23 protein-coding genes are annotated in these 21,490 nt (G+C 74.4%); 15 read left to right on the forward strand and 8 right to left on the reverse strand.

All coding sequences use genetic code 11. The annotated features are described in order from the left end of the window. Positions 1-206 precede the first annotated feature (206 nt). Positions 207-407: a DUF397 domain-containing protein gene (locus C5N14_RS05985; protein ID WP_117666267.1), complete on the reverse strand. Its 201-nt coding sequence runs from the start codon at positions 405-407 to the stop codon at positions 207-209. A gap of 4 nt (positions 408-411) precedes the next feature. After that, positions 412-1,257 carry a helix-turn-helix transcriptional regulator gene (locus C5N14_RS05990; protein ID WP_117666269.1) on the reverse strand — a complete coding sequence of 282 codons (846 nt, stop codon included), beginning with the start codon at positions 1,255-1,257 and terminating at the stop codon, positions 412-414. 428 nt (positions 1,258-1,685) lie between these two features. On the opposite strand from C5N14_RS05990, the gene C5N14_RS06000 reads away from it, so the two are divergent. Together C5N14_RS06000 and C5N14_RS06005 are read left to right on the forward strand one after the other, a co-directional pair. Then, positions 1,686-1,901 carry a hypothetical protein gene (locus tag C5N14_RS06000; protein WP_117666273.1) on the forward strand — a complete coding sequence of 72 codons (216 nt, stop codon included), beginning with the start codon at positions 1,686-1,688 and terminating at the stop codon, positions 1,899-1,901. 468 nt (positions 1,902-2,369) lie between these two features. Next, a complete protein-coding gene (locus C5N14_RS06005) occupies positions 2,370-3,467 on the forward strand; it encodes a D-alanine--D-alanine ligase family protein (protein ID WP_117666275.1) in 1,098 nt (365 codons plus the stop codon). A gap of 43 nt (positions 3,468-3,510) precedes the next feature. Here the strand turns inward: C5N14_RS06005 and C5N14_RS06010 are convergent, their stop codons facing one another. Together C5N14_RS06010 and C5N14_RS06015 are read right to left on the reverse strand one after the other, a co-directional pair. Continuing rightward, positions 3,511-4,164 carry a DUF3515 family protein gene (locus C5N14_RS06010; RefSeq protein WP_117666277.1) on the reverse strand — a complete coding sequence of 218 codons (654 nt, stop codon included), beginning with the start codon at positions 4,162-4,164 and terminating at the stop codon, positions 3,511-3,513. After that, positions 4,165-4,398, reverse strand: a complete 234-nt coding sequence (locus C5N14_RS06015; protein WP_013284547.1) for an Lrp/AsnC ligand binding domain-containing protein — start codon at positions 4,396-4,398, stop codon at positions 4,165-4,167. It abuts the gene before it with no gap. A 182-nt stretch (positions 4,399-4,580) separates the two neighbouring features. On the opposite strand from C5N14_RS06015, the gene C5N14_RS06020 reads away from it, so the two are divergent. Together C5N14_RS06020 and C5N14_RS06025 are read left to right on the forward strand one after the other, a co-directional pair. Beyond that, the gene (locus C5N14_RS06020) at positions 4,581-5,519 is read left to right on the forward strand and encodes a thiamine-phosphate kinase (protein ID WP_117666279.1); all 939 of its coding nucleotides are present in this window, start codon (positions 4,581-4,583) and stop codon (positions 5,517-5,519) included. A 29-nt stretch (positions 5,520-5,548) separates the two neighbouring features. Next, positions 5,549-6,016 (forward strand): GNAT family N-acetyltransferase, encoded by a 468-nt coding sequence (locus C5N14_RS06025; RefSeq protein WP_117666281.1) that lies wholly within the window; start codon positions 5,549-5,551, stop codon positions 6,014-6,016. 123 nt (positions 6,017-6,139) lie between these two features. Here C5N14_RS06025 and rpmB read toward each other — a convergent pair whose 3' ends face one another. After that, on the reverse strand, positions 6,140-6,331 hold the full coding sequence (gene rpmB / locus C5N14_RS06030) for a 50S ribosomal protein L28 (RefSeq protein ID WP_007456456.1): 192 nt from the start codon (positions 6,329-6,331) through the stop codon (positions 6,140-6,142). A 187-nt stretch (positions 6,332-6,518) separates the two neighbouring features. Between rpmB and C5N14_RS06035 the strand changes: the two genes are divergently transcribed. The 3 genes from C5N14_RS06035 to C5N14_RS06045 all read left to right on the forward strand — a co-directional run bounded on the left by C5N14_RS06035 (position 6,519) and on the right by C5N14_RS06045 (position 11,423). Continuing rightward, positions 6,519-8,129, forward strand: a complete 1,611-nt coding sequence (locus C5N14_RS06035; RefSeq protein ID WP_117666283.1) for a DAK2 domain-containing protein — start codon at positions 6,519-6,521, stop codon at positions 8,127-8,129. After that, positions 8,126-10,330: an ATP-dependent DNA helicase RecG gene (gene recG, locus C5N14_RS06040; RefSeq protein ID WP_117666285.1), complete on the forward strand. Its 2,205-nt coding sequence runs from the start codon at positions 8,126-8,128 to the stop codon at positions 10,328-10,330. The genes C5N14_RS06035 and recG overlap by 4 nt, the downstream gene beginning before the upstream one ends. Positions 10,331-10,484: 154 nt before the next feature. After that, positions 10,485-11,423 (forward strand): serine hydrolase, encoded by a 939-nt coding sequence (locus C5N14_RS06045; RefSeq protein WP_117666287.1) that lies wholly within the window; start codon positions 10,485-10,487, stop codon positions 11,421-11,423. Between the two features lie 237 nt (positions 11,424-11,660). Here C5N14_RS06045 and C5N14_RS06050 read toward each other — a convergent pair whose 3' ends face one another. Continuing rightward, positions 11,661-12,947 carry a cell wall anchor protein gene (locus C5N14_RS06050; RefSeq protein WP_117666289.1) on the reverse strand — a complete coding sequence of 429 codons (1,287 nt, stop codon included), beginning with the start codon at positions 12,945-12,947 and terminating at the stop codon, positions 11,661-11,663. 300 nt (positions 12,948-13,247) lie between these two features. On the opposite strand from C5N14_RS06050, the gene rsmD reads away from it, so the two are divergent. From rsmD to mutM, 8 genes are all read left to right on the forward strand, one after another. Then, positions 13,248-13,811, forward strand: a complete 564-nt coding sequence (rsmD, locus tag C5N14_RS06055) for a 16S rRNA (guanine(966)-N(2))-methyltransferase RsmD (protein WP_117666291.1) — start codon at positions 13,248-13,250, stop codon at positions 13,809-13,811. Continuing rightward, the gene (gene coaD / locus C5N14_RS06060) at positions 13,808-14,290 is read left to right on the forward strand and encodes a pantetheine-phosphate adenylyltransferase (protein WP_117666293.1); all 483 of its coding nucleotides are present in this window, start codon (positions 13,808-13,810) and stop codon (positions 14,288-14,290) included. Before rsmD ends, coaD begins: the two co-directional genes overlap by 4 nt. Before the next feature lie 220 nt (positions 14,291-14,510). Beyond that, positions 14,511-15,008 (forward strand): hypothetical protein, encoded by a 498-nt coding sequence (locus C5N14_RS06065; protein ID WP_117666294.1) that lies wholly within the window; start codon positions 14,511-14,513, stop codon positions 15,006-15,008. Positions 15,009-15,117: 109 nt separating this feature from the next. Next, the gene (locus C5N14_RS06070; RefSeq protein ID WP_117666296.1) at positions 15,118-15,681 is read left to right on the forward strand and encodes a DUF177 domain-containing protein; all 564 of its coding nucleotides are present in this window, start codon (positions 15,118-15,120) and stop codon (positions 15,679-15,681) included. Positions 15,682-15,686: 5 nt separating this feature from the next. Beyond that, a complete protein-coding gene (rpmF, locus tag C5N14_RS06075; protein WP_117666298.1) occupies positions 15,687-15,860 on the forward strand; it encodes a 50S ribosomal protein L32 in 174 nt (57 codons plus the stop codon). 114 nt (positions 15,861-15,974) lie between these two features. Then, the gene (locus C5N14_RS06080) at positions 15,975-16,973 is read left to right on the forward strand and encodes a phosphate acyltransferase PlsX (RefSeq protein ID WP_117666300.1); all 999 of its coding nucleotides are present in this window, start codon (positions 15,975-15,977) and stop codon (positions 16,971-16,973) included. 108 nt (positions 16,974-17,081) lie between these two features. Then, positions 17,082-17,978 carry a ribonuclease III gene (rnc, locus tag C5N14_RS06085; RefSeq protein ID WP_117666302.1) on the forward strand — a complete coding sequence of 299 codons (897 nt, stop codon included), beginning with the start codon at positions 17,082-17,084 and terminating at the stop codon, positions 17,976-17,978. After that, complete coding sequence (gene mutM / locus C5N14_RS06090) at positions 17,971-18,828, forward strand: bifunctional DNA-formamidopyrimidine glycosylase/DNA-(apurinic or apyrimidinic site) lyase (RefSeq protein ID WP_117666304.1); 858 nt, start codon at positions 17,971-17,973, stop codon at positions 18,826-18,828. Before rnc ends, mutM begins: the two co-directional genes overlap by 8 nt. Before the next feature lie 12 nt (positions 18,829-18,840). On the opposite strand, the gene C5N14_RS06095 is transcribed toward mutM, so the two are convergent. Both C5N14_RS06095 and C5N14_RS06100 read right to left on the reverse strand, forming a co-directional pair. After that, positions 18,841-19,686, reverse strand: a complete 846-nt coding sequence (locus C5N14_RS06095) for an endo alpha-1,4 polygalactosaminidase (RefSeq protein ID WP_117666306.1) — start codon at positions 19,684-19,686, stop codon at positions 18,841-18,843. Positions 19,687-19,829: 143 nt separating this feature from the next. Beyond that, a complete protein-coding gene (locus C5N14_RS06100) occupies positions 19,830-21,170 on the reverse strand; it encodes a CAP domain-containing protein (protein ID WP_117666308.1) in 1,341 nt (446 codons plus the stop codon). Positions 21,171-21,490: the final 320 nt, after the last annotated feature.

A 21,490-nucleotide genomic window follows, 5' to 3' on the forward strand; every position in this document is an offset into this window, starting at 1 on the left:
GCCCCGGCGACCGGCGGTGCGGTCGGCCGCGGCGGGCGGGGCGCCGTGGGGTGGTGGTGTGCGGTGGTGGCCCACCCGCCGGCCGGCGGTGCGGACCGGGCGGCGGGTGGACCACGACGAGGGGCCGGGCGGGTGCCGGCCGGGGCGGGCCGCGCCGGCCGGGGCGGGACCCCCCGGCCGGGGCGGGACCCCGGCCGGCGCGGCGGTCAGGGGCGGGGCGGGGCGGCGGCGAAGGCGGTCCAGGCTGCCGGCGGGAAGATCAGTGCCGGGCCGGCCGGGTCCTTGGAGTCGCGGACCGCGATCGCGCCGGGCACGACCGCCATCTCCACGCAGGCGCCTTCGTCGCCGCTGCGACTGCTCTTGCGCCATCGCGCCGCGGCCAGCGCCGTGCTCGTCGTCGGGGTCATGGTCCTACCGTCCCTTCAGGATGCGGAAAAGCTGTTCCCGGCTGGCCGAGGGGCTGAGCGCGACCGACCGTAGATGTTCCATGATCTTGGTACAGGTGCGCAGGTCGCCGGGCCGGTCCAGGACCATCTGCCCGGCCACTGTCTCCACCGACGCGATGATCGGATCCTCCGGGTCGGGGAACTCCAGGATGTGCAGCGAGCCCCGGGTGCCCCGGTGGTAGCCCGCGGCCAGCGGTATCACCTGGACGGTGATGTTGGGCAGCTCGGCCGTCTTGAGCAGGTGACGCAGTTGCCCCTCCATCACGTTCGCACCGCCCACCGGGCGCAGCAGCGCGCCCTCGTCGATGATCGCGTCGAGGATCGGTGGGTCCTCGTCGGTGAGCCGCTGCTGGCGGTCGAGTCGCAGGTGGACCCGCTGTTCCACCTGGTCGTCGCTGAGGGTGTGCGGGCCGCCCCGCATCACCGCCCGGATGTAGTCCGCCGTCTGCAACAGGCCGGGCACCACCGACGGCTCGAAGTTGGCGATGCCGGTCGCCTCCGCCTCCAGCGCGATGAAGTCGATGGTCCGCCGGTCCAGCAGGTACGAGTAGGACACCCACCAACCCGGCTTGCGGGCGTCCTTGGCGAGCTGGACGGCCGCGGCCAGCTCGTCGGCGCCGACGCCGTAGAGGGTGAGCAGGGCGCGCACCGTGGCCGGGCTGATCAACGTCTGGGCGTTCTCGTACCGGGACAGGGTGCTCCGGGTGCTGTTGATCTCGTCGGCGGCGGCCTCGAGGGTGAGGCCGGCCGCCTCCCGGTGCGTACGTAGCGCGATGCCGAGCCGTCGGGCTCTGGCGGTCTTCGGAGCCATGCATTGATGGTGACATACATCTTCGGGAAGGTGTACATGAGAGAACGCCGATGAGAGTTGCATTCACGCCCATCCACATGTCAATGTGTGACCAGTTCCTCACCACCGGTTGTCGTGGCGACGGCGGTGGTGAGTGACCGGAGGGGATGGGGCGCGTGGCGATCGGGTTTTCTCCCCCGTACCCGATCGCCGCGTGCCGCCACCCGGGACGCACCGGAAGGGAATCGCATGACGGTGACCGCCTCCTGGCCCCGGGTGTCGCGGTGCCGTTGGTGCACGCATCCGGTGCTTCGCGACAACGACGACGCGTGGATCCACGCGAGCCTGGCCTACGTGTGCCGGGACCCCTCGGGCGGCCTGGCGGCGACCACGGCGGAGCCGGAGCAGGCGTCCGCCCGGTCGGAGTGGGGCAGGGCTGGAGAGCGGCGATGACCCGGTTCCTGGTGGTGCTCACCGACGTCCGGCCCGTCGACGGGGTCGTCCGGGACGAGCGGCGCGCGCCGGAGCGGCGCCGGCAGGTGGTCGGCGCGAGCAGCCGGGAGGCGGCCGACCGGATCGCCGGCGCGTTCATGGCGCTGGGCATGGTGCGGGCCGGCCGGCAGCGGGTGAAGGTGATCGCGGTCGGCCGCCGCTACGGCCTCTGACCGCCGCTACGGTCTTTGATCGTTGGTCGACCGCCGACCGCCGACCGCCGACCGCCCCGAGCGTCCTTTGGAGCTGAGTCGTCTGCGACATCACGTCCCGGCCAGGGATGCGCTGCTCTCGCCCGTCCGCCCGGCCCGCGTCCTCACTCGTTGCCCTCGGCTCTTCGGTCCGTGGCGGCCGATGGGGTGAGTCGTCTGCGACATCAGCTCCAAAGGCTCCCGAATGCGCATCCTCGCCGGGAGTCGGGCGTGCGCAAGAGACGTGCGGGCGCAAGAGGCGTGCGGGCGAGTAGGCGTGGGCGAGCTGATGCGATTACGCTGCGTTTAGGCAATGTTGACCGGTTGCGGTGTATTGCCGCTCTCCCCGGGTATCGGCATCCATATCTCGCCACCCACAGTAAGGTCAACCGGGTGAGCACCACCGGCGAGCACCACCAGCCTCGCAGTCGCGGACGAAAGGGTGACCGAGTGACCACCCCAGGCAAGACCCGTGTGGCCCTCGTCTTCGGCGGTCGCAGCCCCGAACACGGCATCTCCTGCGTCAGCGCCGGCAGCGTCCTCGGCGCGCTCGACCCGGACGAGTTCGAGGTGGTCCCCGTGGGTATCACCCGGGCCGGCAAGTGGGTGCTGACCAGCGGGGACCCTCGCGACCTGGCGATCAGCGCCCGGCGGCTGCCGGAGATCACCGCCGAGGCCGGCGCCGACATCGTGCTGCGCGCCGACCCGACGGGCAACGGGCTGATGGTGCTCGACCCGGCCGAGGGCCCCCGGGCGCTGGCCGACGTCGACGTGGTCTTCCCCGTGCTGCACGGGGCCTACGGTGAGGACGGCACCATCCAGGGGATGCTGGAGATGGCCGACATCCCGTACGTCGGGGCGAACGTCTTCGCCTCCGCCGCCGCCATGGACAAGGAGTTCACCAAGAAGCTCTGCGCCGCCGAGGGCATCCCGGTCGGGCCGTACGCGGTGCTCCGCAACGGGGTGACCCTGTCCGAGGAGGACAAGCGGCGGCTCGGCCTGCCGGTCTTCGTCAAGCCGTCCCGGGCCGGCTCGTCGTTCGGCATCACGAAGGTCGACGACTGGGCCGGCCTGGAGGCCGCCGTCGCCGCCGCCCGGGAGATCGACCCGAAGGTGCTGGTCGAGGGCGCGATCGTCGGCCGGGAGATCGAGTGCGGCGTGCTGGAGGGCGAGGCCGGGGGCGGGGCCGAGGCGTCCCTGCTGGCCGAGGTGCGTGCCGGCGGCGCGCACGACTGGTACGACTTCGAGGCGAAGTACCTCTCCGAGCCCGAGTACGACCTCCCGGCGCCGCTGCCCGACCATGTCACCCGGCAGGTGCAGGAGTACGCCGTCCGCGCGTTCGCCGCGCTGGACTGCGCCGGGCTGGCCCGGGTCGACTTCTTCGTCACCCCCGAGATGGACATCTACCTCAACGAGATCAACACCATGCCGGGGTTCACCCCGACGTCGATGTTCCCGCTGATGTGGGCCGCCTCCGGGCTGGAGTACCCGAAGCTGGTCAACCGCCTGATCCGCACCGCGCAGCGGCGCGGCGTCGGCCTGCACTGAACCCGCGTCGGGTCCCGCCGCGCCGGGCGGGCACGGCTTGCGCTCAGCCCGTGCAGCCGGCCGGGACGGCGCCGCCGGAGGGCACCGAGGCGACCACCACGTCGGCGATCGGGCTCACCCACTGCAGGGCCGACCCGTACGAGTGGGGAACGGTGACCCGCACGGCGGTCTCCCGGTCCAGGGTGGTGAGCACGGTCGCGTCCGGCCCCTCGACCGCGTACCAGCAGACCTTGTTGACCACCCAGACGTCGTCGGTGGACCCGGGGGTGGGCTCGTCGCCGCCGCAGGCGACGGTGAGCGCCGGATCGCCGTACGCCGCGTTCTGCTCGGGGCCGGCGGTGACCGGCCGCTGGGCCAAATCCCGCACGGTCGGCGGGAGCTGCGACGTCAGCGCGCGGCACACGATCTCGGGTCGCTCGGCCAGCTTCGGGGCGGCCATCTCGACCGGCGCGGTGGACTGCGGCCGGGCGCTGGTCGCCGACGGGCCCGGCTCGGCGGCCGGGGTGTCCGGGGTGAGCTTGGCGAAGGTGAATCCGGCCACGGCCACGGTCACCGGGACGGCGACCAGCGTGGCCACCAGCGCCGCGCTCCGGTTGGTCCGGTTCCGGCGCGCCGGGCCCTGGGTCCGCCCGTCGGTCTTGTCGGCCCCGTCGGTCCTGTCGTCGGTCTTGTCCGAGGAGGAAGTGATCTCGTCCACTTACAGGCGCACCACCGAACACGTGAGGGTGCGGGTGATGCCGGGCACCATCTGCACCTTGCTGACGATGAGTTTGCCGAGCTCGTCGACCGTGTTCGCCTCGGTGAGCACGACCACGTCGTACGGCCCGGTGACGGCGTCGACCCGGACCACGCCGGCAAGGTCCGCGATCAGGCCGGCCACGTCACGCGCCCGACCGACCTCGGTCTGGATGAGGATGTACGCCTGTACCACGACTCGACCTCCGTCCGTCGCCGCCCGTGGGCGGCCCGAAGGGTGAAACTACCTTACGGACCAGGTCTGATCCCTATCGGTGGCCAAGGAGAAGCGGTGAGCGAGCGCGACGGGCGCGACAGCGGGTGCGGCGTGGGACGGTTCCGGGCCCACGGCGGGTACGGGCACGACGGGGGACGGGCATGAGCGTGGCCGGGATCGGCGAGTTCGGGTTGATCGACCGGGTCACCGCCCGGCTGCCCCAGGGGGCGGCCTGCCTGCTCGGGCCCGGCGACGACGCCGCGGTGCTGGCCGCGCCGGACGCCCGCGTCGTCGCGTCCACCGACGTGCTGGTCGAGGGACGGCACTTCCGGCGGGACTGGTCCAGCGCCCGGGACGTGGGGCACCGGGCGGCGGCGGCCAACCTGGCCGACATCGCGGCGATGGGCGGCACCCCGACCGCACTGCTGGTGGCGTTGTGCATGCCGGCGGACCTGGACCCGGCCTGGGCCGAGGAACTGGCCGACGGGCTGGCCGCCGAGGCGGCCACGGTGGGGGCGAGCGTGGTCGGCGGCGACATGTCCGCCAGCCCGACGCTGACGATCGCGGTCACCGCCCTCGGCGACCTGGGCGGCCGGGCCCCGGTGGTCCGCTCGGGCGCCCGCCCGGGAGACGTGCTGGCCCTGGCCGGCCGCAGCGGGTACGCCGCCGCCGGGTACACCGTGCTGTCCCGGGGCTTCCGCACCCCGAAGCTGCTGGTCGAGGCGTACCGACGGCCCGAGGTGGCGTACTCGGCCGGGCCGCACGCCGCCCGGCTCGGCGCGACCGCCATGATCGACGTGTCGGACGGGCTGCTGGCCGACCTCGGGCACGTGGCCCGGGCCAGCGGGGTCGGCATCGACGTACGCCGGGACGCCTTCGAGGTGCCCCGGCAGATGGGCGACGCCGCCCAGGCACTCGGGGTCGACCCGTACTCGTGGATCCTCGGCGGCGGCGACGACCACGCGCTGGCCGCGACCTTCCCCCCGGCGGTGGTGCTGCCCGCGCCGTGGCGGCCGGTCGGCCGGGTGGTCGAGGGCGCGGGCGTGACCGTCGACGGCGCGCCGTACGCCGGCCCGGCCGGCTGGGACCACTTCCGGTAGGCACTGGTCAGGGACGTACCCTTCACTCCGTGAGTGAGATCGAGATCCGCGCGGCCCGCTTCGACTCGCCGGAGGCGCAGGGGCTCATCCGGGCCGCCCTGGCGGACCTGGGCCAGCGGTACGGGGGCAGCGGGGACGACACCCCGGTCGACGCCGTCGAGTTCGAGCCGCCGGGCGGGGCGTTCCTGGTCGCGTACCTGGCGGGGGAGCCGGTGGGGTGCGGCGGCTGGCGCAGCCACGGCGACGCCGGGGACACCGCGGAGCTGAAGCGGATGTACACCAGCCCCGCGGCGCGCGGCCGGGGCGTGGCGCGGGCGGTGCTCGCGGCCGTCGAGCGGTCGGCGCGCGAGCACGGACGCAAGCGGCTCATCCTGGAGTGCGGGTACAAGCAGCCCGAGGCGATCGCCATGTACACCTCGGCCGGGTACGAGAGCATCCCGAACTTCGGGTTCTACCAGGACGCCCCGGGCTGCCTCTCCTTCGGCCGTACCCTCTGACCGGCCGCCCCGGCGCGGTGGCCTGCCGGGCCGGCGGGCGACGTTCGGGGCGGACACGAAAAGCCGGCGAGCCCTCAGGCCCGCCGGCTGTCCGGCGAAAATGGTGGGGTCGGCGCTACCGCGTCAGGCGCGGGTGACCTTGCCGGCCTTGATGCAGGAGGTGCAGACCTGCAACTTCTTGGTGTTACCACCACCGGCCGGGGTACGCACCGACTGGATGTTCGGGTTCCAGCGGCGGTTGGTCCGCCGGTGCGAGTGGGACACGTTGTGGCCGAAGCCCGGTCCCTTGCCACAGACGTCGCACACGCTAGCCACGGGATACTCCTGGGTTTGAAACGTTCATGAGGTCGCCGCCAGGCGCTGCCCGGGCAACCTGGTCAGGTTACCCGATGCCCCCCGTGCCTGGCCAACCGGCCCCTGTCGGGCATGACGGCGGGTGGACACGCCGGGGCGGGGCGGTCGGCCCGGGCGGGTGTCGGTGTGCGCCAGTAGGCTTCTCGCCGTGCTGGACACCCTCGACGCCGCCGCGGTGCGCCGCTGGTGCGCGGGTGGGCTGGCCGCGCTCCGCCGGCACCAGGGGGAGATCGACGACCTCAACGTCTACCCGGTCCCCGACGGCGACACCGGCACCAACCTCGTGCTCACCCTCACCTCGGCCCAGCAGGCCCTGGCGATGGACCTGGAGACCGTCGGCGACGGCGGGTCCACCCCGCACGGGCACGCGCTGCGGCTGATGGCGCGCGGCGCGCTGCTCGGCGCCCGGGGCAACTCCGGGGTGATCCTGTCGCAGATCCTGCGCGGCTTCGCCGACGCCCTGGCCACCGCGCCGGTGGTGCGGGGCCGCCAGTTGGCCGCCGCGCTGCGCGACGCCACCGACGCCGCGTACGCCGCCGTCGCCAGCCCGGTCGAGGGCACCCTGCTCAGCGTGGTCGCGGCGGCGGCCGGGGCGGCGGAGTCGGCGGACAGCGACGACCTGCGCACCGTCGCCCGGGCGGCGGCCGGGGCCGCCGCCCGGGCCCTGGCGCGTACCCCCGAGCAGTTGCCGGCGCTGGCCCGCGCCGGCGTGGTCGACGCCGGCGGCCGAGGGCTGTGCCTGCTGCTCGACGCGCTGGTCGAGGCGATCACGGGGGAGAGCCCGCACCGGCCGGCGCCCGCCCCGCGCGAGGCCCGCCCGCCGGCCACCGCCGTGCGGGAGACCGGCTCGGCGCAGTACGCGTACGAGGTGCAGTTCCTGCTCGACGCCGGGCCCGAGGCGGTCGCCCGGCTGCGGGAGATCCTGGCCGGGCTCGGCGACTCGCTGGTGGTGGTCGGCGACGGGGCCACCGATGCGGCGTCGACCACCTGGAACGTGCACGTGCACGTCAACGACGTGGGCGCGGCCGTGGAGGCGGGGGTGGAGGCCGGCCGGCCGTACCGGATCTCGGTGACCCGCTTCGCGGACCAGGTGGCCGCGCCGGCGCGGGACGGCCGGGCGGCCGTGGTGGTCGCCTCCGGCGCCGGCATCGCGGAGCTGTGCGCGGGCGAGGGGGCGACGGTGGTGCCGGGCAACCCGTCCACCCGTGACCTGCTCGACGCGATCCTGGCCACCGCGGCGGCCCGGGTGGTGGTGCTGCCCAACGACCCGAACACCCAGGCCGTGGCGAGCGCCGCCGCGCGGGAGGCGCACGCGCTGGGGGTGAAGGTCAGCGTGGTGCCCACCCGGTCGCCGGTGCAGGCGTTGGCCGCCCTCGCCGTGCGCGACCCGGAGCGCCGCTTCGCCGACGACGTGATCGCGATGGCCGAGGCCGCGGGCGCGTGCCGGTACGCCGAGGTCTGCTGGGCCGGCCGGGAGGCGCTGACGGTCGCCGGCCCGTGCCGCCCCGGCGACGTGCTCGCCCTGGTCGAGGGGGAGGTGCACCTGATCGGCGTGGATCTGACCGACACCTGCGCCGCCGTCGTCGACCGGATGCTCGGCGGCGGCGGTGAGCTGGTCACCCTGCTCTCCGGCGCGGACGCCCCCGACGGGCTGGCCGCCGCCGTCGCCGAGCACGTCGCCCGGCGCTGGCCGTTCGTGGAGGTCCAGGCGTACCCGGGCGGCCAACCGCACTATCCGCTCCTGGTGGGGGTCGAATGACGACGTCCGAGCCGGCCACGGTCGACACGCCGCTGAAGAAGCTCGTCGGGGAGAAGACGGCCAAGGCCCTGGCCGCGCACCTCGACCTGCACACCGCCGGTGACCTGGTCTACCACTTCCCCCGCCGGTACGACGAGCGCGGCGAGCACACCGACATCCGCTCCCTGGACGTCGGCGAGCAGGTCACCGTCCTGGCCCAGGTGCAGAAGACCGCCGTGCGGCCGATGCGCCAGCGGCGGGGCAACCTCCTGGAGGTGACCGTCGGGGACGACTCCGGCGGTGTGCTCACCCTGACCTTCTTCGGCAACCAGGCGTGGCGGGAGCGGGAGCTGCGTCCCGGCCGGTGGGGGCTGTTCGCCGGCAAGGTCACCGAGTTCCGGAGCAAGCGGCAGCTCAACGGCCCGGAGTACGTCATGCTCGGCGACGGCGGCGACGGTGAGGCCGCGGTCGACGAGGAGGTCGAGGAGTTCGCCGGGGCGCTGATCCCGGTGTATCCGGCCGCGGCGGCGGTGCCGACCTGGGTGATCGCCCGTTGCGTGCGGGTGGTGCTGGACACCTTCACCCCGCCGGAGGACCCGCAGCCCGCCACCGTCCGGGCCGACCGCAAACTGGTCGGGATCGGCACCGCGCTGCGCGAGATCCACCGACCGTCCAGCAAGGAGAACCTGTACCGGGCCCGCCGCCGGCTCAAGTGGGACGAGGCGTTCGCCGTGCAGCTCACCCTCGTGCAGCGCAAGCTCCGGGCCGCCGCCTGGCCGGCGAAGGCCCGGCCACCCCGCGCCGGTGGGCTGCTCGACGCGTTCGACGCCCGGCTGCCGTACGAGCTGACGCCCGGCCAGCGGACGGTCGGCGCGGAGATCGCCGCCGACCTGACCGTCCCGCACCCGATGCACCGGCTGCTCCAGGGCGAGGTCGGCTCCGGCAAGACGGTGGTGGCGCTGCGGGCGATGCTCCAGGTGGTCGACGCCGGCGGGCAGGCCGCGCTGCTCGCCCCGACCGAGGTCCTCGCCGCCCAGCACCACCGGGGGATGCTCGACCTGCTCGGCCCGCTCGCCCGCGCCGGTGAGCTGGGTGCCGCCGACGACGCCACCCGGGTCGAGCTGGTCACCGGCTCGCTCGGTGCGGCAGCCCGCCGGCAGGCCCTCGCCGAGGTGGCCGGCGGGCGGGCCGGGATCGTGCTCGGCACCCACGCCCTGCTGTACGAGGGGGTGGACTTCGCCGACCTGGGCCTCGTGGTGGTCGACGAGCAGCACCGGTTCGGCGTCGAGCAGCGCGATGCGTTGCGCTCCAAGGCCGACCAGCCGCCGCACGTGCTGGTGATGACGGCCACCCCGATCCCGCGCACGGTGGCGATGACCGTCTACGGCGACCTGGAGACGTCCACCCTGTCCCAGCTCCCGCAGGGGCGCTCGCCGATCGCCTCGCACGTGGTGCCGGCCGCCGAGAAGCCGGCCTTCCTGGACCGGGCCTGGCGCCGGCTGCGCGAGGAGGTCGCCGCCGGCCACCAGGCGTACGTGGTGTGCCCCCGGATCGGAGAGGGACCGGCGTCGGAGGAGGAGCCGCCCCGGGAGGACGACAACGGCCGACGGCCCCCGCTCGCGGTGACCGAGGTCGCCCCGCTGCTCGCCGAGGGGCCGCTGCACGGGCTGCGGATCGGCATCCTGCACGGGAAGCTGCCCGCCGACGAGAAGGACGCCGTGATGCGCTCCTTCGCCGCCGGCGACCTGGACGTGCTGGTGGCCACCACGGTCGTCGAGGTGGGTGTCAACGTGCCCAACGCCACCGTGATGATCGTGCTGGACGCCGACCGGTTCGGCGTCTCCCAGCTGCACCAGCTCCGCGGCCGGGTGGGCCGGGGCTCGGCGGCCGGCCTCTGCCTGCTGGTCAGCGAGGCGGCCGAGGGTTCCTCGGCCCGGGAGCGCCTCGACGCGGTGGCGTCCACCACGGACGGTTTCAAGCTCGCCGAGCTGGACCTGGAGCAGCGCCGCGAGGGCGACGTGCTCGGGGCCACCCAGTCCGGCCGGCGCTCGCACCTGCGGCTGCTGTCGCTGCTGCGCGACGCCGATTTGATCCGGGACGCCCGGGCCGAGGCGATCGCCCTGGTCGAGGAGGACCCGGAGCTGGAACGCCACCCGGCGTTGGCCGCATCGGTGGCCGCCCTGGTCGACGAGGAACGAGCGGAGTACCTGGAGAAGGGCTGATCTCGCCCCGGGCGGCCTGATCGACTCCGGGTGAGGCACCGGCGGCCCCCGTCGGGCGGTGCATGGTGCCGCACCCCGGGAGGAGCGGTGTCGCCGGCCGCGAGGGTCGTCGGCGGCCCCCCACCGGGGACGCGTCCGCGCCTAGGCTCGACCGATGTCGACCCCGTCTCTCCTTCGTGGCATGGTGCTGCTGGCCCAGGGCGACCGGCGCGCCGTCGAGCAGGCCACCGGCCTCGCCGACGACGCCACCGGTCAGCCCTGCTCCGGCCGGACCCGGTTCCAGATCGCCTCGATCAGCAAGAACATGGCCGCCGCGGCCGTCCTGCTCCTCGCCGAGCGGGGAAGGCTCGACGTGCACGATCCCGTCGACCGGTGGGTGCCGAACTGCCCGCCGGCCTGGCGGCCCATCACCCTGCACCACCTGCTCACCCACACCTCGGGCCTCGGGCACTGGGAGGAGTACCCGCTGCTCGACCTGGCCGGCGCGATCGACCCCGACGAACTGCTGGCCGTGTTCCGCGAGGTCCCGCCGCTGTTCGCCGCCGGTGCGGGCTGGCACTACAGCAGCCCGGGCTACGTTCTGCTCGCCCGCGCCGTCGAGCGGGCCGCCGACCGGGCGTACCGGGACTTCCTGGCGGAGGAGGTCTTCGCGCCGTTGGACATGACCGGCAGCTTCGCCGGCTCCGGCGCCGGACGCGCCGACGTGGCGACGGGCCACTCCGGCGGCCGTCCGGTGCTCTCCTGGGACCTGGACACGGTGAGCATGGGCGCGGGTGACGTCTGGTGCACCGCCGGCGACCTACTGGCCTGGCTCGACGGGCTGCGGGACGCCCGACTGCTCACCCCCGCCTCGGTCGCACAAATGATCACCGCGTACGCGCAGGCCGGCTCCGGACCGCAGGCGTACGGGTACGGCTGCTTCGTCGGCCCGCTGGCGGGGGAGCGGTCGGTCGGCCACTCCGGGCACAACCTCGGCTTCAAGGCGTTCGTCGCCTGGCTGCCGGACTCCGACCGCCGGCTGGTCGTGCTGACCAACGACGACGAGGACCCGGTCGCCCCAACCCTGATCGACCACCTCCTCACCACCAACTGACCACCCCCACCCACCCGCCGCGTCCCGCCGCGCCCCACGCGGGCGCTCTTTCACGGGATCAGTGGCCTCCGGCGAGCACGACGCCACTGATCCCGTGAAAGAGCGCGAACTCTGCGGGGCGGGGTGGGGGACGGCCGGCATGGGGCGAGGGCGCGTCGGCCGGGTGGTCGACGCGCCCTCGGGCCGTGCGGTTCGGGGGGACCCGGTCAGCTCAGCGGGTCGGGGTGGGTCGGTGGGTCAGGAGGTGAAGCGGATCCGTCGACGCCGGGCGACCACGAAGAGCACCGCGCCGGCCGCCAGCAGGGCGACCGCCCCGGCGGCGATGCCGCCGGCCGCCGCGCCGGTCACCGGCAGGCCACCTTCCTCGCCGCCGCCGGTGCCGCCCTCGTCGCAGCCGTTCAGCGGGGCGGTCCACTTGATCGGCTCGGCGGACTCCAGGTCCCCGGTGACGACGACGGTCAGACCCTTGGCGGCCGGGAAGCGCACGGACTTGTTGGTGCCCGGCTCGATGGTGACGGTCTGCGGCTTGCCGGTGCTCGGGGTGAAGGTCGAGGTCAGGCTGACGCCGTTCTTCGGGTTCTGGACCAGCAGGACCAGCTCGTCGCAGGTGGACTCGTAGGAGGTCTCCGGCTCGCCGACCTCGGGCTCCTGGCATTCCGCCGGGGCCTTCGGGGTACCGGTCCAGACGCTCTTCTCGTTGGCCGTGACGGTGATCTGGCCGTCCACGGCGGCGGCGTCCAGCTCGACCTTCTCGATGCTGCGCAGGGGGACCGTGACGGCCTTGCTGAAGCCCTTGTCGGTGGCGATCACGAAGTTCGCCGGGGCGTTGCCGTCGCGGTTGATCAGGCTGAACGTGACCTTGCCGGCGCAGTCGGACTCGACGACCGCCTCGGGCGCGGCCTCGCAGGTCTCACCGCCGCCGTTGTACCAGGCCTGCGGGCCCTTCGACTGGGAGCCGATGCCCTTGGGGCTGCCGACCTTGCGGTCGCCGTAGCGCGGACCGCTCTTGGTCAGCGGGTCGATGATCTTGTCACCGAAGACGAAGTCGACCTGGGTGTAGCAGGTGGGGACCTCGACCTTGAACTTCAGCGTCGACCGGGTGCCCACCTCGTCCTTGGCGACCGAGGTGAACTTGTCGACCGACTTGCTCAGCACGTACTGCGGGAACTCGACCTTCGCCGACGGGGCGACGTACGAGACCAGCGCGAAGGCCTGCTCCTCGCCCTCGCAGAGCGGGCCGTTGACCAGCGTGATGCTGGCCTCGCCGAGCTTGCCGCGGAATTTGTGCGTGTACCGCGCGTCGGCGGCGCTGACGCAGGTCGGCCCCTCCGGGGCGGGCGTGGTCGACGACTCGCTAGCAGGCGGCGTCGCCGTCGGCGCGGACGTGGCCGGGGAGGCCGACGGCTGCGGCGACGGGCTGGTGGCCAGCGCCGGAGACGACGCCGCGAACGCCGTGGCGAGGCCGGCCAGGGCGGCGGCGGCCACGACGACCGGCCGCCGTGGCGACAGCTTGGGACGGATCACGCGTACTCCCGGGGTGAAGAAGCGTCAGGGGGTGCGGCGCGGGGGCAACGGCGGTCGCGGCCGGGTGCGGCGCGCCCGCGACGACGCCTCCCGGCGCCGGTGGGCCGGCGGGACGCGGCCGGCACCCGGCAGACCCTAGCGAGAACGGGCCGGCCGGCACAGCGCACGGAAACCTCCGAGGGTGATGTTATGGATTTGAGATCATTGATGTACGTCCGGTGATCGCGGCGCGACGTCCGTGGCACGCACCGTGGCGGCCGGTGGGGTCGCGTAGCGTCGGGGCATGAGCAGGAGCAGGCGGTGACCCGGATCGTGGCCGGGACGCTCGGCGGCCGGCGGATCGCCGCGCCGCCCGGCGCCGGTACCCGACCCACCTCCGACCGGGTGCGGGAGGCGCTGTTCAGCGCGGTGCAGGCCGACGTCGACCTGGCCGGGGCGCGCTTCGTCGACCTGTACGCCGGCTCCGGCGCGGTCGGGCTGGAGGCGCTGTCCCGGGGCGCGGCGCACGTGCTGTTGGTCGAGTCGGATCCCCGGGCCGCCCGGGTGGTCCGGGAGAACATCACCGCGCTGCGGGCCGCCCCGGCCGCCCGGCTGGTCACCGGTCGGGTCGGCACGGTGCTGGCGGCCGGTCCGGACGGCGGGCCGTACGACGTGGTGTTCGCCGACCCCCCGTACGCCGTGCCCGACGCCGAGGTCACCGCGATGCTGACCGCGCTGGTCGACGGCGACTGGCTGGCGGCGGACGCCCTGGTGGTGGTGGAACGGTCCAGCCGGACCGGCCCGGTCGCCTGGGTGCGGGGCGTCACGGGGGAGCGCAGCCGCCGGTACGGCGAGACCACCCTTTGGTACGGTCGCCGCTCATGAGACGTGCGGTGTGTCCCGGCTCGTTCGACCCGGTCACCAATGGACACCTCGACATCATCGGCCGGGCCGCCCGGCTCTTCGACGAGGTGATCGTCGGCGTGCTGGTGAACCAGTCGAAGAGCGGCCTGTTCACCGTCGAGGAGCGGATCGACATGCTCCGGGAGGTGACGTCCTCGTACGACAACGTCCGGGTCGCGTCCTTCCGTGGCCTGCTGGTCGACTTCTGCCGGGCGCAGCAGGCCAGTGTCCTGATCAAGGGCCTGCGGGCGGTCAGCGACTTCGACTACGAGCTTCAGATGGCCCAGATGAACATCGGTCTGGCCGGCGTGGAGACGTTGTTCATGCCGACCAACCCGCTCTACTCCTTCCTCTCCTCCAGCCTGGTCAAGGACGTGGCCAAGTGGGGCGGCGACGTCTCCGCCCACGTCCCCGACCTGGTCCGCGACGCCCTGCGGTCCCGTCTCACCCCGCACCCCTGACCCGCGCGCCCGATCTCGCACCTCGGCCCCGGACCGTCCCGTAACGGGCGATTCGTCGGGCTCGCGCGTGCCCGATCGGCCCGCCGGTCGCGACACGACGCCCGCCGGGCGGGGCAGACCGGCGGGCGGTGGCCCCGGCGCGACATGATGGGTCGAGCGGGAACCCGGCCGTAGCCCGCATCATGTAGGTCGGCCGACGAACGACAGGAGTGAGGTACCGGTGGACCCGCTCGATCGCATCGACGAACTGATCGCCATGGTGGAGCAGGCCCGCTCCGTCCCGATGTCACGCAACAACTGCATGGTCGACCGGGGCGAGATGATCGCCGCCCTCGACGAGATGCGTGCCGAGCTTCCCGCCGACCTGCGCCGGGCCGCCGCCCTGTTGGAGGAGCGGGACAAGATCATGGATGCCGGCAAGCGGGAGGCCGACCGGATCATCAGCGAGGGTGAGGCGGAACACGCCCGCCTGGTGTCGGTGAACGAGATCACCGTCTCGGCCGAGCACGAGGGCGCCCGGATCATCGGCGAGGCCCGGGCCGAGGCGCAGCGGCTGCGCGAGGAGGTCGACGACTACGTCGACACCGCGCTGGCGAACTTCGAGCAGTTCCTCACCCGGGCGCTGGCCTCGATAGAGCGCGGCCGGGACAAGATGCACGCGCTGCGGGAGATCGGCACCTTCGGTGGGGACGAGGCGGATCGCCCGCTACCCTTCTGAGCGGCACCTCAGCAGCCGACAGGCGGGGCGGGCGTCGCCCCCGGTTCGACGGTCCGGCGGGCGTCCAGGTAACCTTTTTTGTCGGCCTCTCACCGGCCGGAGTCTGACTATGCCCAAACACTCGCCTTCATCACTCAACCCCAGGGCGCCGCTGGTCCTCGACACGAGGGACCTGCCGCGTCGCCCTGGCGCGTTGCGTACGCATCGGCGGGTCGTCCCGGCACCGGCGGACCTCGGCGTGGAGTTGATCGGCGTGCCGGAGGGCGCGGACCTCGACCTCGATCTGAGGCTGGAGTCGGTGTCCGAGGGCGTGCTCGTCTCGGGGACCGTGAGCGGTCCCGTCCGGGGCGAGTGCGGCCGGTGCCTGCGCGAGATCAACGAGTCGATGGTCGTGAACGTCCAGGAGCTGTACGCGTACGAGAACAGCACCACGGACATCACGACCGACGAGGACGAGGTGGGCCGGATGCAGGACGATCTGATCGACCTGGAGCCGGCGCTGCGGGACGCGGTGGTGCTCATGCTGCCGACCAACCCGCTCTGCCGGGAGGACTGCCCAGGCTTGTGCCCCGAGTGCGGGGTGCACTGGGACGATCTGCCGGCCGACCACAGTCACCAGCAGATCGACCCGCGTTGGGCGGGCCTGTCGCAACTGAACCGTACAGAGGAGTAGGAACCGTGGCCGTCCCGAAGCGCAAGATGTCGCGCAGCAACACCCGGTCCCGCCGGGCGAACTGGAAGGCGGCCGTGGTGTCGACCGTGGCCTGCCCGCAGTGCAAGTCCCCGAAGCTGCCGCACACGGCGTGCTCCGTCTGCGGCACGTACAACGGCCGCCAGGTCATCGAGGTCTGACCTGGACGCCGAGTGACGCCCCCGACCCCAGGTCGGGTGGCGCGCGCATCCTGGCGATCGCCCGGTGCCCCGGCTCCCGCCGTCGCCGGCCGGACCGTTCCGGCCGACGTTCCGGTGGAGCCGGGCACCGCGCGGATCGCCGTTGACCTCCTCGGCGGGGACGATGCTCCCGCCGTCGTGGTTGACGGCGCTCTGTGGGCCATGCGCGCCGACCCGGACCTGCACCTCCTGCTCGTCGGCCCCGCCGAGGTCGCCGACGGGCTGATCGGTGCCCTCGACCCGGTGCAGCGCACCCGGGTCACGGTCCGGCCGGTGCGGGCCGCCGTCGGCATGGCCGACCACCCCGTCGCCGCCCGTGCCGACAGCACCGTGCGGGCGGCGGTCACCGCCGTCCGCGACGGGATCGCCGACGCGGTGGTCTCCGCCGGTGCCACCGGCGCCACCGTCACCGCCGCCGCCCTGGGGCTCGGTCGTTGGCCGCACGTGCGGCGGCCGGCGCTGGTGGCCACCCTGCCGGCGGTCGTCGGCCCGGTGGTGCTGCTCGACGTCGGCGGCTCGCTGGAACCCGGCCCCGCCACGCTGGCCCGGCACGCCGTGCTCGGCGCGGCCTACGCGGCCGTCGCGCACGCGGTGGCCGAGCCCCGGGTCGGGCTGCTGTCCGTGGGGACCGAGGGCGGCAAGGGGGACCGGCTGCGGCGCACCGCCGCCCCGCTGCTCGCCGCCGCGCCGCTGCCCGACGGAGCGCGCTACGTCGGCCTCGTCGAGGGCTACGACATCGCCTCCGGCGCGCGCGCCGACGTGGTGGTGACCGACGGCTTCACCGGCAACGTGCTGCTCAAGGCGATCGAGGGCGCGTACGCGCTGGCCGGCGGGCCGCCCGCCAGCGGCGGTGCCCCCCGGGCGGCGGCCCTGCTCGGGGTGGCCGGGACGGTGGTCGTCTGCCACGGCGCGGCCCGCGCGGACGACGTCGCCTCCGGCATCGCCCTCGCCGCCCACCTGTGGCGTCGGCGAGCCACCGACACTGTCTCCACGCTGCTCGATCGTGCTCCGCAGGCCCCCGCGAAGCCCGGTGACCACGCCGATCGCACCACCGACACCGAGGTGAGCCTGTGACCGCCCGTCCCGTCCCGTCCCGGCCCGACCGGCCGCGCGCCCCGCGCCGGCCCCGGGGGGCCTGCCGCGCGCGGCCCGCCCGGTCGCGAACGAAGAGGTAACCGCATCATGACCAACGACAAGCGGCGGCGGGCCCCCGTCGGCCACCTGGAGTCCGCCTTCGGGGTCTCGCTGCACCCGGAACTGCTGGAGCGGGCGCTGACCCACCGCTCGTACGCGTACGAGAACGGCGGCCTGCCCACCAACGAGCGGCTGGAGTTCCTCGGCGACTCGGTGCTCGGCGTGGTGATCACCACCGCGCTCTTCCACAACCATCCCGACCTGCCCGAGGGGCAGCTCGCGAAGCTGCGGGCGAGCGTGGTGAACATGCGGGCGCTCGCCGACGTGGCGCGCGGGCTGGGCCCGGAAGGGCTCGGCGCGTACCTGCTGCTGGGCAAGGGCGAGGAGAGCACGGGCGGCCGGGACAAGGCGAGCATCCTCGCCGACACCCTGGAGGCCCTGCTGGGCGCGATCTACCTCCAGTACGGCCTCGACACCGCCGCGATCGTGATCCACCGGCTGTTCGACCCGCTGATGGCCGAGTCGGCCGGGCGGGGCGCCGCGCTGGACTGGAAGACCAGCCTCCAGGAGTTGACCGCCGCCCTGGGGCTGGGCGTTCCGGAGTACCGGATCGAGGGCACCGGCCCCGACCACCTCAAGACGTTCACCGCCTGGGTGGTGGTTGCCGGCAACCGCTACGGCGGGGCGGAGGGGCGCAGCAAGAAGGAGGCCGAGCAGCGGGCCGCCGAGTCCGCCTGGCGGGAGCTGACCGCACAGGCCGAGCGGGACCAGGCCGAGCGGGACCAGGCCGAGCAGGCGGCGGCCGAGTACGCGGCGGCCGACCAGGTGGCGACGCCGGCGGCGGTGGGGACGGGCGCCCCCGGCGGGCCGAACGGGTCCGTCGGGGACGCGACCGGCGGCACCGCGCTGGGCGCCCGAGCGGCCGACGAGGCGGGCCGTGCCTGAGCTGCCCGAGGTCGAGACCGTCCGGCAGGGCCTGGCCCAGTGGGTCACCGGCCGGCGGATCGCCGCCGTCGAGGTACGCCACCCCCGGGCGGTCCGCCGCCACCTCGCCGGGCCGGGGCACTTCGCCGACGTGCTGGCCGGGCGGACGGTGCGTGACGTGCGGCGGCGCGGCAAGTACCTGTGGCTGCCGCTGGACAGTGGCGACGCCGTCGTCGGTCACCTCGGCATGTCCGGCCAGTTGCTGCTCCAGCCGGCCACGGCGGCCGACGAGCTGCACCTGCGCGTCCGGTTCCGGTTCGCCGACGACGGCCCCGAGCTGCGCTTCGTCGACCAGCGCACGTTCGGCGGGCTGTCGGTCTCCGAGGGCGGGGCGGAGTTGCCGGGGGAGATCGCGCACATCGCCCGGGACCCGATGGACCCCGAGTTCTCCGACGAGGCCTTCGTCGCCACCCTGCGCCGCCGGCGTACCGAGGTGAAGCGGGCGCTGCTCGACCAGACCCTGATCTCCGGCGTCGGCAACATCTACGCCGACGAGGCGCTGTGGCGGGCCCGGCTGCACGGTGCCCGGCCGACCGACGCGTTGACCGGGCCTGCCGCGCTGCGGTTGCTCGGCCACGTCCGGGACGTCCTCGGTGAGGCGATCACCGAGGGCGGCACCAGCTTCGACGCCCTGTACGTCAACGTCAACGGCGAGAGCGGTTACTTCGACCGCTCGCTCAACGCGTACGGGCGGGAGGGTGAGCCGTGCCGGCGGTGCGGGACACCGATGCGCCGCGAGGCGTTCATGAACCGCTCGTCGTTCAGCTGCCCCCGCTGCCAGCCCCGGCCCCGGGGCGCGCTGCGGGGCTGACCCGGGAGCCGGTCAGGGGGCGGCCGGGCAGGGCGACCGCCACGCGTCGAGTCCGCGCTCCTTGCGGATGGAGGCGAAGCCGTACCCGACGGTGGTCACGCAGAAGTCGGCGGGGTCGCCGGTGTACTCGACGTGGAACACCGGCTTGCCGGCGTCGGTGAACGGCAGCAGCTTCGCGCACTGGCCCCGCCGGACGCACTCCTCGTTGACCGCGAAGTCGAAGTCGGGCGCCAGCGCGGCCACCTGCGGTACGTCGCCCAGCAGGCCGGGGGAGAGGCCCAGCGAACGGGCCAGCGCGGCCACCCGCCGGTTGAACAGCAACTGGTCGTCGAAGTCCAGGGCAAGGCCGGGCCGGTGGGCGTACCCGTCGGCGTCGGCCAGCGCCACCGCGCCGAAGCCCTTGCCCCGGCAGAGTCGGAACCGGTCGGCGAGGATCGGTGCCAGCACGTCCCACTGCCGGACGTCCACCCAGCGGGTGTCCGGCCGTGGCCCGGCCCCGCCGCGCACCGCCGCCGGGTAGCGGTCGGCGTCCGGGTCGGTCCGGGTGTACGAGCCGACGGCGACCTGACAGATCAGCCGGCGGTCCCGGGCGCGCAACGCCGAGGTCTCGGTGGCGGTGGTACGCACCGGGTCGAGCAGGAACACGTCCGCGTCCACTGTGCTGTCGAGCGGCCCGGTCAGTTGCCACTGCCAGCGCCAGTGTCGGGCCGAGCCGGCCGGCCACGGGGTGGGTGCGCCCGGCGGGAGCAGGTCCGCCCGGCAGCCGTACGCCGCCGTGAGCAGCGTCACCGCGACGAGTGACCGCAGCATCCGGCGCGGTCCACGCCCGATGCCGGGCGAGCGCAGCCGGATCCGCATCGGCAGCTCCCGGGTAGCGGGCGGCCCCCGGCCGCCCGGTCGGGTCCGCCGCCCCCACGTACCGCCTCGGCGGGCCTCACCCGGTGCAACGAGCGGGCTCCCGCGACGACTCGCCCGGGCCGCAGGGGGTCAGCGCCGCCGCCTCAGCGCGGGGTGCCGAAGTCCTGCGTCCAGTACGGCCCGTTGCTGCTGGCCACGCCGACGCCGATCTGGGTGAACGAGCAGTTCAGGATGTTGGCCCGGTGCCCGGAACTGTTCATCCAGGCGTCCATCACCGCGGCCGGGGTCTGCTGGTTCCAGGCCACGTTCTCGCCGTACGCCCGCCACGAGTACCCGACCCGGTCGAGCCGCTCGCCGACGTCGCTGCCGTCGCTGCCGTCGTGCGACATCTTGCGGTGGTCGGCCTGGTCCTGGCTGTGCGCCTGGGCGGCGGCCGTCAGCTTGCTGTTGATCTTCAGCGCGCCGCAGCCGGCCTTGGCCCGCTCGGCGTTGACCAGGTCGACGACCTGCTGCGCCTGGCTGCTGGCACCCATCCCGGCGGCGCTGCGGGACGTCGTCGCCGGGGTGCTGCGCTGGTTGCTCCGCGACGCGGCCGTGGACCGGCTGGGCCCCGGCGTCGGCTTGCCGGTCCGGCTCGGCGTGGCCGACGGGCGGGCGGTGGACGCACCCGGCGAGGGCGTGGCTGCGGCGCCACCCGGGCCGGACGCGGCGTCGGGGTCGGCCGGCGCGGCGACCGGAGCGTCAGCGGCGGCCCGGTCGGTCCGCAGGTCGTCCCCGCCGGGCAGGGGCAGGGCGCCGACGCCGAGGCTGACCACGAGCGTGGCCGCCGCGGCGGCCCCGCCGATCAGCAGCGGGCGCGGGAGCCGGCGGGCCGGCCGGTGCCGCCCCTCGCCGCCGGTCGGGGCGTCCCCGGCCCGGTCTTCCCGGTACGCCGTGCGGCCGGCCCGCGGCCCGTCGGCCGCCGACGCGGCGCGCCCGACGACCGGCACGATTCGGGTGCGCTCCGCCTCCCCCGCCCCGTCGGCCGGCTGGCCGTGCCACGGTCCGGTCGGCTGGTCGTGCCAGCGTCCGGCCGGTTCGTCCTGCCATGGTCCGGTCGGCTGGCCGTGCCACGGTCCGGTCGGCTGGTCGTACCGCCGTCCGGTCGGTTCGTCGCGCCACGGCTCGGCGTCGGGCCGCCACGGCTCGCCCGCCGGCCGTCGCGGCCCGCCCGCGGGCTGCCGCCGCCCGGTGGGCTCCTCCCGCCAGGGCTCGTCGCCCGGTCGCTCCCACCGCGCGGTGGGCGGCGGCGCCCAGGGCCGGTGGACGGGCTCCGCCCGGTGCGGATCGGCCGCTCGGCGGTCGCCCGGCTGGTCCGGCTCGTCCCCGAACAGGTACGCCGACCGCGGTTCGGGCCGGTCGGTCAGCCAGGCCGGCTCGCCGGCCGGGAAGTCCTGGCGGCGGCGGGCGCCCTCCGGGTCGGTCGGGTCGGTCGAGCCGTACACGCCTGTCGCCTCCACGGGTCGGTTGCGGACCGGGCTGAACCTACGGGTGCGGCGCGAGCTGCGGCAACGTGGCTAAGGAAGAGTTAAGCGAATCCGACTCGCACGAGTGGTCCCTTCCGGTGATCCCGGGCGTACAGTTAGCACGTCCGGACAGAGCGTGTCCGTGCCTGGTGGCAGCCCCCGACAAGTGGACCGGCCGACGTGGAGATGATCTACGGCCTGCGGCAACTTGACGAATGCGGGGTTGTCGGCTCAATATGTAGGTGTCGCCAGTCGCGCCCGGCCATGCCCAGAATCGCTGGGAATGGCAGCCGCGAACG

This window comes from Micromonospora sp. MW-13, from assembly GCF_003434305.1.
Taxonomy (GTDB): Bacteria; Actinomycetota; Actinomycetes; order Mycobacteriales; family Micromonosporaceae; genus Micromonospora.